Genomic DNA, 15295 nt, shown 5'->3' with positions numbered 1-15295 from the left:
GGTGTCGACGTAATGAGGGCCGCGGAGTTTCCGCGAGGTCCGCACTACGACCATCCAGGGACCATCCAGGACAATTCGGGAGGTTCGCCATGTCCCGCCTTCAAGGAGTCTCCGACCACGACGCCGGCCTCGGCGCCAAGATCGCCTTCTTCTTCACCAAGCGCAAGCTCGCGCAGATGGCCGGTCAGGAGACGGCCGGCATGCTCGAACCGCTGCGGATGTATGCCCACATTCCCCGGCTGCTCAGCGCCTACGGCAAGCTCGAACAGGCCGAATCGAAGCTGGACATCCTGCGCCCGCGCCACCTCGCGCTGGCGGAGTTGAAGGCGGCGGCGACGGTGCGTTGCGAATACTGCATCGACCTCGGCTCGCAGATCGCCCGCCAGTGGGATGTGACCGACGAGGAACTGCTGGCGCTGGCGGACTACCGCAACGCGGCGTGCTTCTCCGACGCCGACAAGCTGATCCTCGAGTACGCCACCGCGATGAGCCGGACCCCGGTCGAGGTGACCGACGAGCTGTTCGACGCGCTGCGCGCCCACTTCGACACGCCGCAGCTGGTCGGCCTCACGCACGTCATCAACCTGGGCAACATGCGGGCCCGGTTCAACATCGCGCTGGGCATCGGGTCGGCCGGCTTCTCCGCCGGCCGGGTGTGCGCGCTGCCCGAAGCCCCCCGCCGATGACGGCCGCAGCGACGGCCCGCTTCGAGGCGGCACGGCCGCGGCTGGGTGCCCTCGCCTACCGCATGCTGGGTTCGATCGACGACGCTCAGGACGCCGTGCAGGAGGCCTGGCTGCGGTTGAACCGCGGCTCCGTCGACGACATCGTCAACCTGGACGCCTGGCTGACCACCGTGGTCGCCCGCATCTGCCTGAACACCTTGCGCGACCGTCATGCCCGTCGTCGCGAGGAGCCGGTCGCCCAGCTGCCGGACCCGATCGTGGACACCGCCGGCGAATTCGACCCCGAGCACCGCGCGATGCTGGCCGAGGCGGTGGGCCTGGCGTTGTTCGTCGTGCTGGACACCCTGACGCCGGCCGAGCGGCTGGCGTTCGTCCTGCACGACGTCTTCACCGTGCCGTTCGACCAGATCGCGCCGATCGTCGACCGTACGCCGGAGGCGACCCGCAAGCTGGCCAGCCGCGCGCGACGACGAATCCAGGAGGCGGATCCGCTTCCCGACTCCGACATCGCCGCACAACGCGAGGCCGTCGACGCCTTCTTCGCGGCCGGGCGCTCCGGTGACTTCGAACGGCTGGTGTCGGTGCTGCATCCCGACGTGGTGCTACGTGGCGACTTCGGTTCCGGCGCAGGGCTTTTCCGCGCCGAGGGTGCATCGTCGGTGGCCAAGCTGGCCCGCGGCTACGCGGGCCCCGAACGCGAGGTGCGCGCGGCAACCGTCAACGGCGCGGCGGGCGCGGTCGTATTCGTCGGCGGCCGGCCCGCCTCGGTCATGGCGTTCGTGGTGCGCGACGGCGTGGTCGCCGCGATCGACGTGCTGGCCGACCCGGAGCGCATCGCCCGGCTCGACCTGAGCGCCGCCTCCGGCTAGTTCACCGCGGACGCGGCCTGCAGCAACGCCAGCGCGGCGTCGTGTTGCAGCACCCAGTTGCCGCCCTGTTGGACGAAGACCAGTTGCTTGTTGACCGGTCCGGCGAACTTGGGACCCGTGATGGCCACCTGGGCGCCGGCCATGTTCGGGCCGGCCGGCACGATGTTCGTCACGGTGAAGGTCTCCGGGAAATTGCCGTTCCGGTAGGCCTTGCGCAAATCGTGGTCGGCAACGTGGCCCTCGTCGGGATTGATGCCGTTTTCGACCAGGCCGACCTTCGTCGAGTAGCCCACGCCGGGATCGGTGGCCTGTATGCACAGGTTGCTCAGCTGCTCAGCCGTCGGAAGGCCCGGCACCACCGGCGCGGGCGCGGGAGGTGGCGGTGGTTCTTGCGGCAGTGCCGGTGCCAAAGGCGCACCCAGTGCGGCCAGTTGCACCTGACTCACGGGTGCTGCGACCGAAGCGATTCCGACGGCCGCGCCGCCGACGACGGCCAGCGCCGCCACGCTCAGAGCTACGGACTTCACGGTTCCCCCTTCAGTGCCCTTCATCGGGCCAACCTGCCAGATGTTAATCACTGTCCAGCGGCCTGAATCAGCTCCATCGCCGAAGCGCGCGACAACATCCAGCTGCCCTGGTTGACGAAAGTGACGTTCTGCATCACCGGGTTCGGCAGCTTCGGGCCGGAAACCGCGACGTCCGCCGTCACCGTTCCCGCAGCGCCCGGCTGAATGTTGGTGATGTTGAACGTCAACGGCAGGTCACCGTTCTTAGCGGCCTTCTGCAATTTGTGGTCCGCGACGTGCGCCACGGTTCCGCTGATGCCGCCTTCGACGAGATTGCCCTTGTTCGCGAACGACACGCTCGGGTCGGCGAGGCTGTTGAGCAGGCCGGTCAGCTGGTCCGCGGTCGGAACGCCGGCAGCGGGGTCCGGGACAGGCACGGGCGGCGGATCCTGCGGCAGCGGGGCGCCGACGGCGGCGAGCTGCACCTGGGCGGCCGGGACGGCGGCGACAGAAGTGACGCCGACGGCTGCGGCGCCAAGGGCACCCAGAGCGGCCACACCTGTCACGATGGCTTTGACGGATTTCATGATTCCCCCTTCGGTGTGCAGCGTCGTGACGGGAATGTCACCCACACTGGTGTAGATGGTGTGGTTGTGCACGTTGTGACAGATGCTACTCCGGATATCGCCGACTAATCTGTGCGCAACCTGTGTAGCAGCCCAGAATTTGGGGTTTGCTGGCTAACCAGCCGACCGGCTTCCGCCGATGGATCCCGCAGGCTCTTCGGCCGGATGTCGGGCCAGTTCTGTTCGACATAGTCCAGGCACTCGGCCCGGGATGCTTCGCCGAACACCACGCGCCAGCCCGCCGGAACGTCGGTGAACGTCGGCCACAGACTGTGCTGCTCCTCGTCATTCAGCAGCACGAAGAAGGTGCCGTTGTCGTCGTCGAAAGGGTTAGTACTCATCGCTTCTCCACCATCGCTTGGTATCTGGACAAACCCGCCGGACCGACCCACGACCCCAGCACCCGGTCCGACAGCAGGCCGAGACAGCTCAGGTTGGGAAACCCCGGCCCCTGGGTGAGGCCGGACAGGGTGGGCAGGAACAACTTGGGGGTCACCTCGGTGAGAGACAGGTCGTAGCCGATCCCCTCTTGCAGGCGCTCGGAGTCCAGCTGTCCGCCCAGACCCAGTTCGAGCGTGTCGAGCGCGTCCTGGCTGAACAGCGAGGTAAACCAGAGCGCGTCGGCGCCGGAACCGTCGATGACGAGATCGAAACCGTGCACCGTCTCCAGGTTCTCGCTGAACCGGTTGGTGGACAGCGTCAGCCGGATCTGCCCGTCGCGGCCCACCGCGTGCGCGACCCGGCCGCGCAGATGACGGATGCGGTCGTCGGCCAGCAGGGCTTCCTGCACATTCGCCGAGAACACGCCGCGGTCGGTGCGGGACAGCGCGTCGCGGCGCTCGTCCAGGGTCAGCGCGGTCCAGTCTGTCGGATCGGAGAACAACGAGTTCTCGAAGAAGCTCTCGCCCCGGGTGAACAGCGTCACCTGCGGCGAGATCACCGTGATCGTCGAAACCCGGTGCCGGAAAAGCTCGTTGAGCATCGAGGCGGCGGTCTCACCGCCGCCGATCACCGCGACCCGCTCCGCGGTGATCCGGTCGTGGCCGGCGGCGCGGTCCCAGAACTGGGCGATCGACATCATTCGCGGGTTCCCGGGCAGCAGCGATTTCTCCGCCTGGCCCGGCCCGGTGATCATCAACGCGTCCGCGTGCACGGTGGTCTCGCGGGTGTACAGCGCCCAGCGGTCGCCGGCGACGCCGAGTCCATCGACGTCGCCGTGCACCACTTGCATACCGACCTGGTCGGCGACCCAGCCCAGGTATTGGCTCCATTTGCGGTGTGGCGGAGCGGGTCTGCCCCGATCGATCCATTCGGCGAACGACGCGGTCGCAATCAGATAGGACTGCCAGCTGTACCGCATCATCAGCTCGTCGAGTTCGCCGTTGCGGCGCGGCACCAGCGCCGACCGGTAGGGGAAGCCGACGTCCTTTTCCGGGCTGGTCCCCAGCCGGTGCGCCCCGTCGGTCCAGCCGCCGCTCGCCTGCCAGTTCGCCCCGACCCCGGTGCGTTCGACGGCGATCACGTCGGGGACCTCGACGCCCATGTCGCGCAATGCCCTGGCCTTGGCCGCGACGGCCACCGCCTTGGCTCCGGCGCCGAGGATCGCTAGCGTGCTCATGTCACCACCTCCCGCAGTGATTCAATCCAAAGTTGTTGCAACGCCGAGATGTCCGCGTCGTCGAGAATGTCGGGCAGCGCGCGCCACTGCGCGGCGAGGACACGCTGCCCGTCGAACGGCAGCACGGCGGCCATGATCGTGAGTTCGTGGCGCACCGCGAGATCCGGTTCCGGCTGCGGCGATACCCCGGCCAGCAGTGCGCGCTCCGGCTTCAGCACGGTCCCGCCTCCGGTGTGGGCGGCGCCGAGATAGTTCAACAGCAGCTGCGGACCGGGCAGCCGGCCCAGAAGCGCGGCGGTATCGGCGCGCAGGTAGCGCAACAGGCCGTAGTCGAGTCCGTCGCCCGGAATGGCCGCCAACTGCTCACCGACGTGACGCGGGTCGGCCGAGGCAACCCGGACCGGATAGATGGAGCTGAGCAGACCGATCGTGTCGCCCGTATCGATGGTGCGCGCGCCGGGCCCGTCTACCAAACTCTCTGCGCGGCCGTGGGTTTCCAAGGCCAGCAGCGGCGGCGGGGTGGGCTGTCCGCTACGCTGGCGCCAGCGCGTCACCATTGCCGCCGTGGCCGCCACCAGCAGATGCGGCAGCGGCAGCCCGCAATCCCAAAGCCGGTGGGTGGTCTCCGCATCGGCGGCGACCATGCGCACGATCAGATCGCGGGCCCGATCGCGGCCCGGGTTCACCCGTCGGGCACCGAGATTGGGATCGTCGCCCTCCAGTTGCGCCGCCCAGAACTGCGCGGTGTCCAACTGGTCGGCGCGCTGGGCCAGCGCGCCGACCCAGCGGCGGTAGCTGGTGTGCTCGCGGATCGGCGCGGGCGAATGGCCGGTGCCCAAAGCCGTTAGCGCGGAATCCAGTTCGCCGAGAACGACCCGCCAGGAGGCCGGATCCATCGCCAACACGTGGGCGGCCAGCAGCAGCACACTCGGTCCGGCCGCGGGGCAAAGCCACACCGCGGCCAGCAGTCTTCCGCGCTCTGGGTCGAGACGGTCGACGGCCGCGGCGACGTGCTCGGGGACCACGGCCCGCAGATCCTCGGGCGCCGATACCTCGTCGATCAGAGTCTCGGTGGGTTCCGCGGGAACCAGGGTCATGGCGGCCCGGTCCAGTCGGGTGCGCAGCACTTCGTGTCCGGCGATGATGCCGGCCAGCGCGGCATCCAGTTGTTCGCGGCTGACGTCGTCGGGCAGCCGGATGGCTTCGGTCTGCGCCAGCCGGCGAGGCTCGCCGTATTCGTAGAGCCAGCGGCCGTTGGGCAGCACCGGCATCGGCCCGACGCTGTCTTCGACTTCCGTTGCCGCAGACTCCGTTTCGGAATCGATCACCTCCGCCAGTTCCCGGACGTTGGCGCATTCGAGGATGAGCCTGGCGCGCAGCGCGATACCCCGCGCCCGCGCCGCCTGCACCACCGACAGTGCCATGATGCTGTCCAGGCCCAGCTGCAAGAAGTCGGCGGCGACGTCGATCCGGGGCTGGTGCAACAGCTCCGAAAGCAGTTCGGTCAGTGCGACTTCCGTGGGGGTTTCCGGCTCGGCCCCGGCTTCGGCGGCCCCGGCCCCATCGAATGCGCTCAGCGCGGCTTCGTCCAGCTTGCCGTTGGCCGTCAGCGGGATTTCGTCGACGGTGACGATGCGCTGCGGAATCATGTAGCGCGGCAATCGGGTCCCGAGGGCGTCGCGCAGCGCGGCCGCCGACGGCTTGGGCGCGGCGGTTTGGGCGATCACCACGTAAGCGGTCAGCCGCGCCCCGGATTGCAGACGTCGCACCAGGACACCGGCGTGCTGGACCGCGGGGTGGGATTCGAGCGCCGCGGCGATCTCACCCGGTTCCACCCGATAGCCGCGAATCTTCACCTGTGCGTCGGCGCGCCCGACGTACTGCAGCGCCCCGGCGGTCCCGCGGCGCACCAGATCGCCGGTGCGGTACATCCGCTCCCCGGCGACGAACGGATCGGCGAGGAATCGATGACTGGTCTCCCCCGGGCGGCCCAGATAGCCGCGGGCCAACTGCGCGCCGGCCAGATAGAGCTCGCCGGTAGCCCCGACCGGCACCGGATTTAGCCCCGAGTCCAGCACGTAACCGCGGGTGTGCCGGGTCGGCCGCCCGATCGCCGGCTCGTCGTACTCCGTGATGTCGGCCACCACCGCCTCGACGGTCGTTTCGGTTGGGCCGTAACAGTTGTAGGCGCGCAGCTGAGTTCGCTCGCACTCGCCGCGGATCTGGGCCCAGGCGGACTTGCCCAGCGCTTCCCCGCCCAGCGCCAGCACCGTCAGCGGAACCGTCGTGAGCAGACCGCACGCGGTGAGTTGGGCGAACATCGACGGCGTGGTGTCGATCATGTCGACGCGGTGCTCGGCTATCGCCGCGACCAAGGCCTCGGCGTCGGTCTGGGTCCGCTCGTCGATGACGTGCACGCCGTGGCCGTCGAGCAGCGCGACCAGCGGCTGCCAGGCGGCGTCGAACGCGAACGACCACGCGTGCGCGATGCGCAGCGGGCGAGCCAGCCGCGCAGCCGCGGGCCGTAACACGCTGTCCAGATGATCGTCGGCATATGCTCCGAGCGCCGCGTGAGTTCCTATGAGGCCCTTGGGTTCTCCTGTCGTCCCCGAGGTGAAGACGACATATGCGGCCTGCTCCGGCGGCACCTCGACCGGCTGGAAGTCCCCGGCATCCCGTTCCATCGCCGCCGGCAGTTCCTCGTCGACGATGATCGACGCGCCGGTTTGCCGCAGGATCGACTCCACCCGTTCGGGCGGCAGCCCCGGCTCCATCGGCACGCACATGCCGCCGGCCTTGAGCACCGCCAGCATAGCGACGATGTACTCCGGGCCACGGGAAAGCCTTATGGCCACCGGTGTTTCGGGCTTCACCCCGCGTTCGGACAGCCGGGCTGCCAGGGCATTGGCGCGGGTGTCGAGCTCGCGGTAACTCAGCGTGCCACCCGCCCAGCTGACCGCGAGGTTGTCGGGCGTTGTCGCCGCGACCCCGGCGAACCGGGTGTGGATGCCGGCGGCCGGTGGGGCCGTCGCACCCGCGCCCGTCACCGCCTCGTCCTCGAAGAGGACGCTGACCTCACGTAGCGGGCGCTCCCAGGCTTGCAGCAGCCGCTCGGCGGTGCTCAGCACTCGGTTGCCCAGCAGCTCGGCGGAGGTGGCCCCCAGCGCGCCGTCGAGCACCTCGACCAGGACCACCAGTTCGCGGCCCTCCATGTGGGCGGCGATCGCGACCGGGAAGTGGGACAGGCTCTGCAGCGCGGCCGGCCGGAATTTGGCCGCCCCGGCGGTCAATTCGCCACCAGCGACCAGGCCGTCCAACGGGAAGTTCTCGTAGACCAGCAGGGTGTCGAACATCTCGCCCACCCCGCCCAGCGCGCGCAATTGCGCATGCCCGAGATAGCCGTGCTCGCGCAGCAGCGCGGCGTTGCGCTGCACGGCACGACACTGATCGCCGACGCCGACGGCCGGGTCGAGCCGCACCCGCATCGGGACGGTGTTGATGAACAGTCCGATCATCGTCTCGACGCCGGCGAGTTCGGGCGGACGGCCGGAGACGGTGACCCCGAAGACCACGTCATGGGTGTCGGTCAGCCTCGACAACACCAGCGCCCAGGCTATTTGCATCAGGGTGCTGACGGTGATGCCGCGCGAACGGGTGCCCTCGACCAGTCGATCGGCGTCTTCGGCGGGCAGCCGCAGCTCGGTGGTGTGCGGCAGGCCGGTCTGCTGCCCGTCGGCCGCCTCGGCCGAACCAAGCGAAGCCGACAGCAGCGTGGGGCCGGGCAGGCCGGGCAGGTGGTGACGCCAAACCTGTTGGCTGGCTTCGGGATCGCGGCTTGCCAACCAACCGATGTAATCCCGGTACGGCCGCGGTGCGGCGGGCAACGCGGCCGGGTCTCCCCCGGCGCCGTACAAGATCATCAGCTCGTTGACGAACACCGGCAACGACCAACCGTCGATCACAATGTGGTGGGCGGTGATCACCAAACGCCAACGCGGGCCGGGCAATTCGATCAGCAAGAAGCGGATCGCCGGCCCGCGCTCCAGATTGAACGGTCGCCGGCGTTCGGCCACCTCCAGCGCTTCGACCCCGTCGGGCGCGGCCTGGACCACTCGCCACGGCAATTCGACCCGAGCAGGCACGATCTGCACCGGACGCGCAATCCCACGGCTGAAGAAGCTGGCCCGCAGATTCGGGTGTCTGGCCAACAACTTTGCCGCGCAATCGTGTAGCAGCCCGACGTCGAGCGCGCCGGAGATGTCTGCCGCCATCCCGATCATGTACGGATCGTCGGCCGCTTCACCTTCGACGAATTCGGTGAGCGCGCTCAGCGAATACAGCCCCTCTTGCAGGGGGCTCAACGCCATCAGGTCCTCGATGTCAGGCGCGACATCGCTTTTGGTGGCGGTCACGAGGTGCCGTCACGCGACGACGACCACAGCCGCGACACGGCAGCCAGATCGTCGGCCGACAGTCCGGACACCGCCATCGGCTCGAAGCGGGTGTCCGCCGGCACGTCGGCTTGATCGGTGTCGGTCTGCCCGTCGCGCGGGGCGTCCAGGGCGGCCGCCAGCTGCGCAGGCGTCGGATGCTCGAAGACCATGCGCGGGCTGACCGCCAGCCCGGCGGCTCGGGCCCGCGCCGACAGCTGCACCGACAGGATGCTGTCGCCGCCGAGGGAGAAGAAGTCGTCGAACCGCCCGATCTCCGGAGTCGACAGCAGTTCGGCGAACACAGTGGCCAGCGCCCGCTCGGTGTCGGTGCGCGGCGGCTCGATCTGTCCGCCGGTGTTGACCGCCGGCTTGGGCAGCCCGGGCCGGTTCAGCTTGCCCGAGTCGGTCTTGGGCATCGCGTCGAGCACCGTCAACGACGAGGGCATCATGTAGCCAGGCAGCGTCGTCGCGATCGCGGCGCGCACCGCGCCCGCGAAGGTTGCCTTGTCGGCGTCGTCGACGATCGGCTGTTGCGGCACAACATATCCGGCCAGCGAGAGACCGCCGTGCACCTCCCAGGTGCACGCCGCCGCTGCGGCGACGCCGTCGACCGCGGTCAATGCGGCCTCGAGTTCACCCAGCTCGATCCGGAAACCGCGCACGTTGACCTGGTGGTCGATCCGGCCGGCGAACTCCAGCTGCCCGTCCTCGGTCCACCGGGCCAGGTCGCCACTGCGGTACAGCCGCGAACCGGGCTCCAGCGCATACGGATTGGCGACGAACCGCGTCGCGGTCAGAGCGGGACGTTTCCAGTAGCCGCGGGCCAGCTGGTCGCCGGCGTAATACAGTTCGCCGACCACACCGACCGGCACCGGGCGCAGACCGTCGTCGAGCAGGAAGGCATCCCCACCCGGCACCGGTCTGCCCACCCGCGGAGTCGGTGGGCCGAGCGGCCCACGCGACATCGCGCCGGAGGTCTCGGTGGAGCCGATGTTGTTCAACAGCTGGATGTCTGAGCCGTCTGCACACGCGGCCACCAGCCGCTCCAGCAGCGACGCGCTCACCGGCTCGCCGCCGCAGACCAGCCGTGACAGGGATCGCACCGCATCGAACCGGGTGTCGACCAGCGCGGAGACCAGGCTGGGCACCGCGGTCACCTGCGCCACCGAATGCCGATCCATCAGCGCCCCAAGCGCTTCGGCGTCCCGGTGCTCGGCGTCGTCGGCCAGGATCATCGTGGCCCCCGCCGCCAGGCCGGCCAGCATCTCCATGCCGCCCTCGAGGAAGGTGATCGAGGCCTGCGCCAGGCGAATGTCGTTGGCGCAGGGCGGGTAATGCCGCAACTGCCAATCCAGCCGGGCCGACATCGACCGATGGGTGCCCAACGCGCCCTTCGGCTTGCCGGTGGACCCGGAGGTGAACACCAGAAACATCGGGTCGTCGGGGTGGGGCAGGGTCGCGGGTGGCGCCACCGCGGCACTGCTCTCCACCGCCGCACGCACCCGCGGGTCGTCCAGCGAAATCACGGTGACCCCGTGAACTTCCGGCGCACTATCCGCGGCCGCGGCCGTCGCCAGCACCACCGGGGGCACCACGTCGTCGAGCATGAATTGCTTGCGTGCCAGCGGGTAGCCCGGGTCGATCGGGAAGTAACCGGCACCGGCTTTCATGATGGCCACCAGCGCCACCACCATGTCGATGCCCCGCCGTGTCGAGAGCCCGACCAGTGACCCCGGGGCCACCCCGTGTTCGGCGAGCAGCGCCGCCAGGTTGTCCGAACGACGATGCAGCGCGGGGTAATCGAGCTGCTCGTCACCGCAGCGCACCGCGATCCGGTCGGTACCCCATTTCCGGCTGGGAGCCAGCAATTCCGGAATGGTCCGCGGCCGGTCCTGCGGCGCCGGGGCGCCGCGGCTCCACTCGTCGAGGATGCGGCGCTGCTCCTCGTCGTCGATCACCGCGACGTCGCGCAACGTCTGGTCAACGTTGTTGGCGAACTCGGTGATGATCCGGGCCAGCCAGCTGGCCAGCCGCTCGATCGTGGACCGGCTGTACAGCTCGGTGCGGTAGATGACGTTGCAGCTGTATCCGGTGCCGTCGGTGCCGTCGACGCCCAGGAAGTTGACGCTGAGGTCGGCATGCGCCATGTCGAAGACGGGGTCCAGCGAGGTGCACACCGTGTCCTCGCTGCCGTCGGACCCCGAATCGATGACCCGGATGGCGGGTAGGTGATCCCGCACGTGCACCACGACCTGGAACAACGGATTGCGCGACAGCGAACGCACCGGGCTGACGCTGTCGACCACGCGGTCGAACGGCAGATCCTGGTGGGCGTAGGCGGCCAGTGCGGTCTCCCGCGCCCGCGCCAGCACCTCGCGCAGCGTCGGGTTGCCGCCGAGGTCGTTGCGCAGTACCAGGATGTTGACGAAAAAGCCGATCAGCTGGTCTAATTCGGCTTCGGTGCGCCCGGCAACCGGGGTGCCCAACGGAATGTCGGTGCCGCCGCCCGCCTTGTGCAGCACCACGGCGACGGCCGTTTGCAGCAGCATGAATTCGGTGATGCCCAGCTCGCGGCACAACTCGGCAAGCTTGCCGCGGGTAGCCGAGTCGATGCGGAAGTCGACGGATTCACCCGCACCGCTGGGCACCGGCTGGCGGGCGAAGTCCGGCCGCAGCCCGGCGTCCTCCGGCATTCCGGCCAGCTGATGGGTCCAGTACTCCCGTTGCTCGCTGGCAACCGCGGACTCGTGACCGCTCGAGTCACCCAGGAACGCGCCCTGCCACGCCGCGTAGTCGGCGTACTGGACCCGAAGCGGTGCCCACGACGGAACCTCCCCGGCCCGCCGCGCCCGGTACGCGGTGAACACATCGGAGAACAGCACGCCCGCCGACCAGTGGTCGGACGCGATGTGATGGACCACGAACGACATCACGTGTTCGCACGTGTCAATGCCGTTGCGCAGCAAGGCGATCCGGATGGGTCGCTCGCTGTCGAGCTCGAAGCAGTGCTGACGCTCGACGTCGAGCTGTTCGGTCAGCCAGGCCTCGTTGTCCTGGGCGAGGCCGTCGAACGACGCGCGGCGGATCGGCAGGTCGCCGGCCGGATTGACCACTTGGTAGGGCACGCCGTCGATTTCGACGTAGCTGGTGCGCAGGATTTCGTGACGGGCAACGACGTCGCCGATGGCGGCGATCAGCGCCTCGATATCCCACGGCCCGCTCAGCTTCGCGGCGAACGGAATGTTGTTGACCCAGCTGGGCCCGTCGATGCGGTACGCGAACCAGCTGCGCAGCTGTGACGCCGAGAGCGGCAGCGGCTCGTCGTGAGCGGTCGCGATCAGCTTCGGGCGCGACTCGACGAGCGCACCGGACCCCAGCTGGTCGACCCGCTCGGCCAGCCGGCCCACCGTCCCCAGCTCGAAGATGTCGCGGATACCAAGCTCCACACCGCAATCCGAGCGGATCGCGGTGACCAATCTGGTCGCCACCAGTGAGTGGCCGCCCAAATCGAAGAACGAGTCGTCGACACCCACCCGATCATGGCCGAGCAGGGTGGAAAATAGTCCGGCGATGCGGCGCTCGGTCGCTGTCGTCGGTTCGCGGTATTCGGCATTGGCCGCGATCTCGGGCTGCGGCAGCGCGGACCGGTCGATCTTCTGGTGCGCGGTGATCGGGATCTCGTCGAGCACCACGTAGCCGGCCGGCGTCATGTAGTCCGGCAGCGCCGCGGCCACCCGGGCGCGAATACGTTCGACGTCAACGGATTCGGTGCCGCAGCCTGGTGCCGGGGTCACGTATCCGACCAGGCTCTTCCCCAGCCGCGGCAGGTCGACGGCCAGCACCACGGCTTGTCCGACGCTGGGGTCGACCGAGATGGCGGCGGCGATCTCGCCGAGCTCGATGCGGAAGCCACGGATCTTGACCTGCTCGTCGGCGCGGCCGACGAACTCGATATCTCCGTCGGCGTTGCGCCGGGCCAGGTCGCCCGAGCGGTACATCCGCCCGCATGCGGTGAACGGGTCGGCGACGAACCGCTCGGATGTCAGTCCCGGGCGGCGGTGGTAGCCCTGCGCGACATGTTTTCCGGCGATGTAGATTTCGCCAATCACACCGACCGGAACCGGTTGTAGCGCGTCGTCGAGCAGATACACCTGGGTGTTGATCTTGGGCTTGCCGATCGGCACGATCCGGGTGCCCTGCGTGCCCTGTACCGGAAAGCTGGTGCAGTTGACCACGGTCTCGGTCGGTCCGTAGAAGTTGTACAACAACGCGTCGAAGGTGGCGTGGAACTTGTCGGCGATCTCGCCAGGCAGGGCCTCCCCACCGATCGGGACGCGCCGCAGCGTGCGCCACTGGCTGACGCCGGGTAGCGACAGGAACAGTCCCAGCAGCGACGGCACGAAGTGCATCAAGGTGATACCTTCGCGACTGAGCAGATCGGTCAGATAACCGATGTCGCGCAGCCCGTCCGGGCGCGGAATGACCAGCCGGGCGCCCATGATCAGCGTGCCGAAGATCTCGCCCATCGATACGTCGAAGCTCGGCGACGCGACCTGCAGCAGCGATTCGGTCGCATCGATCTGGTATTCGTCGCCGAACCAGACGAAGTACTCGGCGATCGGCGCGTGCGGCACCGGAACACCCTTGGGCAGCCCGGTCGAACCTGACGTGTAGATCAGGTAGGCGGTGTTGTGCGGGCTCAGCGGGCGAATCAACTCGGGTGCGGTGACAGGGTAATTCGACAAGCCGGTAACCGGTTCGCGCACGACCAGTTTCGCGTCCGCATCGCTTAGGATGAACGCGATCCGATCCTGTGGGTAGGTGGGGTCCACCGGCATGTACACCGCGCCCGCTTTGAGGATGCCCAGCGCCGTGATGACGAGTTCGGGCGACTTGTCCAGCAGGAGCGCGACCCGGTTCTCGGTACCGATACCTTGCTGGATGAGCCAGTGCGCCACCCGGTTCGACTCCTCGTCGATCTCCCGATAGGTGTAGTTGCGACCCTCGTAGCCGACGGCGACGGCATCGGGCGACTGCGCGGCGCGCCGGCTGACCAACTCCGGCAACGTGGCCGCCGGGGTGGTGAACTCTTCGCCCGTCGACATTTGCCGCAGCCACTCGGCGTCTTCGCCGCTCATCAGCGCGCACGCGGCCAGCTTCGCGTCGGGGTTGCTCAGCGCGCTGTCCAGCAGGACGACATAGTGCCGCAGCAGCTGCTCGACCAACGGGCGATCCAGCACCTCGACCAGATACTCGGCTTCGACCAGCCCGCCGCCGCGCGCCGAGCGCTCCAGCTCGACCATGAAACTCAGTGGCAGCTGGTTGAAGTGACCGCGCAGCTCGGCGCGCGCGCACTACACACCCGGCGGGCAGAAGCCGGGGCCGTCGGCGTCGCGCTGCCCAAAGCTCACTCGGGTCATCCGGTCCGCGCCGCGGCGACGATCGGGATTGGATTCGCGCACCAGCCAATCCAGGTCGGCGCGTGCATGCGCGAAAGCGCCTACGGCGCTGTCCCGGGTTTGGGTCAGCAGTTCCCGGAATGTCTGGTGGGAGTGCGGTTGTAGCCGAATGATCACGGTGTTGCCGTAGTAGCCGATCGCGTCCTCGGTTCCGACGCCGCGATTCAGCACCGGGACCGCGACCAGGAAGTCATTCGATTGCGTGTAGCGCTGGATCAGCGCGGCGAATGCGGACATCAACACCATGTAGGGCGTGGCGCCGGTTTCCCGGGCCAGTGCCGCTACCCGCTCGGCAATGTCGGACGACAACCGCGTCGTGGTGCGCTGCGCGCGCCAGGTGCTCGGCACCACCGAGCCGTTGGGGCCCGGAAGCTCAAGTGGTTCCGGCAGATTGGCGATCAGCGGCCGCCAGTACTCGGCGTCCTCCTGGTGATTGGGGGCGTCGGTGAATGCCGGGTGGACGGCGGGAGCCCGCGCAGCCGGCGCGGCGGCAAAACCGTCCGGATCGGAGTACGCGCGCGTGAGGTCGGCGAAGAACGGCGCCCACGACCCGTCGTCCCATGCGATGTGGTGAGCGGTGAACAGCAGCATCAGTTCGTCGGCCGCCAAGCGCGCCACGGTGACCCGCAGCGGCGAATCCTTGGCCAGGTCGAAGGGCCGGCAGAAGTCCCGCTGCGCCAGCACGTCCAGCCGCAGCCGCCGCGACTGATCCGTCAGGCCCGACAAGTCGTGCTCGGCCCAGTCCGGCCGCAGGTCCTCGCGGATCACCGGATACGGCACACCGTCCGTGTCGGTCTCGTAGGTGGTGTGCAGCACCGGGTGGCGCGCGGCGACGGCCTTGACCGCGTCTCCCAGGCGTGCCACGTCAACGGTGCCGGTAACTCGGTACGAGACACAGACGTTCAGCAGCGCGCTGTCGGGGTCAACCGACTGCACGAACCACATCCGGTGTTGACCGCCGGACATGCGCGGTTCGTCGAAGGTCGGCACCGCAGCCTCGGCCTCGGGCCTGGCCAGGCCGCGCTCGGCGATTTTGCGGCGCAACAATTCCAGGCGCTTCTCGTCGAGCTGGGTGCTGGCATTGGTGGTTTCAGTCAC

7 protein-coding genes and 1 pseudogene are annotated in these 15295 nt (G+C 68.7%); 2 read left to right on the top strand and 6 right to left on the bottom strand.

Annotated elements, in window-relative coordinates; genetic code table 11:
• Window positions 1-89: 89 nt before the first annotated feature.
• Both G6N54_RS27760 and G6N54_RS27755 read left to right on the top strand, forming a co-directional pair.
• Complete coding sequence (locus G6N54_RS27760; protein ID WP_163793836.1) at window positions 90-686, top strand: carboxymuconolactone decarboxylase family protein; 597 nt, start codon at window positions 90-92, stop codon at window positions 684-686.
• Window positions 683-1555, top strand: a complete 873-nt coding sequence (locus G6N54_RS27755; protein WP_163793835.1) for a sigma-70 family RNA polymerase sigma factor — start codon at window positions 683-685, stop codon at window positions 1553-1555. Before G6N54_RS27760 ends, G6N54_RS27755 begins: the two co-directional genes overlap by 4 nt.
• Here G6N54_RS27755 and G6N54_RS27750 read toward each other — a convergent pair.
• The 6 genes and pseudogenes from G6N54_RS27750 to G6N54_RS27725 form a co-directional block, all read right to left on the bottom strand.
• Window positions 1552-2106, bottom strand: coding sequence for a hypothetical protein (locus G6N54_RS27750; RefSeq protein ID WP_163793833.1), 555 nt, complete (start codon window positions 2104-2106; stop codon window positions 1552-1554). The two genes, G6N54_RS27755 and G6N54_RS27750, sit on opposite strands and share 4 nt — an antisense overlap.
• A gap of 23 nt (window positions 2107-2129) precedes the next feature.
• Window positions 2130-2648, bottom strand: a complete 519-nt coding sequence (locus tag G6N54_RS27745) for a hypothetical protein (RefSeq protein WP_163795049.1) — start codon at window positions 2646-2648, stop codon at window positions 2130-2132.
• A gap of 104 nt (window positions 2649-2752) precedes the next feature.
• The gene (locus tag G6N54_RS27740; protein WP_163793831.1) at window positions 2753-3028 is read right to left on the bottom strand and encodes an MbtH family protein; all 276 of its coding nucleotides are present in this window, start codon (window positions 3026-3028) and stop codon (window positions 2753-2755) included.
• Window positions 3025-4305, bottom strand: a complete 1281-nt coding sequence (gene mbtG / locus G6N54_RS27735; protein WP_163793828.1) for an NADPH-dependent L-lysine N(6)-monooxygenase MbtG — start codon at window positions 4303-4305, stop codon at window positions 3025-3027. Before mbtG ends, G6N54_RS27740 begins: the two co-directional genes overlap by 4 nt.
• Window positions 4302-8717, bottom strand: coding sequence for a non-ribosomal peptide synthetase (locus tag G6N54_RS27730; RefSeq protein ID WP_163793826.1), 4416 nt, complete (start codon window positions 8715-8717; stop codon window positions 4302-4304). The genes mbtG and G6N54_RS27730 overlap by 4 nt, the downstream gene beginning before the upstream one ends.
• Window positions 8714-15295, bottom strand: a pseudogene (locus G6N54_RS27725) (amino acid adenylation domain-containing protein). The gene G6N54_RS27730 and the pseudogene G6N54_RS27725 overlap by 4 nt, the downstream one beginning before the upstream one ends.

The sequence above is a fragment of the Mycobacterium stomatepiae genome (assembly GCF_010731715.1).
GTDB classification, from domain to species: Bacteria; Actinomycetota; Actinomycetes; order Mycobacteriales; family Mycobacteriaceae; genus Mycobacterium; species Mycobacterium stomatepiae.
This window is presented reverse-complemented; position numbering and strand designations above follow the sequence as displayed.

Bases quoted from the DNA above. Each gene is read 5' to 3' on its own strand.
- G6N54_RS27750 (WP_163793833.1), bottom strand. From the start codon at position 2,106: ATGAAGGGCACTGAAGGGGGAACCGTGAAGTCCGTAGCTCTGAGCGTG.
- G6N54_RS27745 (WP_163795049.1), bottom strand. From the start codon at position 2,648: ATGAAATCCGTCAAAGCCATCGTGACAGGTGTGGCCGCTCTGGGTGCC.
- G6N54_RS27760 (WP_163793836.1), top strand. From the start codon at position 90: ATGTCCCGCCTTCAAGGAGTCTCCGACCACGACGCCGGCCTCGGCGCC.
- G6N54_RS27740 (WP_163793831.1), bottom strand. From the start codon at position 3,028: ATGAGTACTAACCCTTTCGACGACGACAACGGCACCTTCTTCGTGCTG.
- G6N54_RS27755 (WP_163793835.1), top strand. From the start codon at position 683: ATGACGGCCGCAGCGACGGCCCGCTTCGAGGCGGCACGGCCGCGGCTG.
- mbtG (WP_163793828.1), bottom strand. From the start codon at position 4,305: ATGAGCACGCTAGCGATCCTCGGCGCCGGAGCCAAGGCGGTGGCCGTC.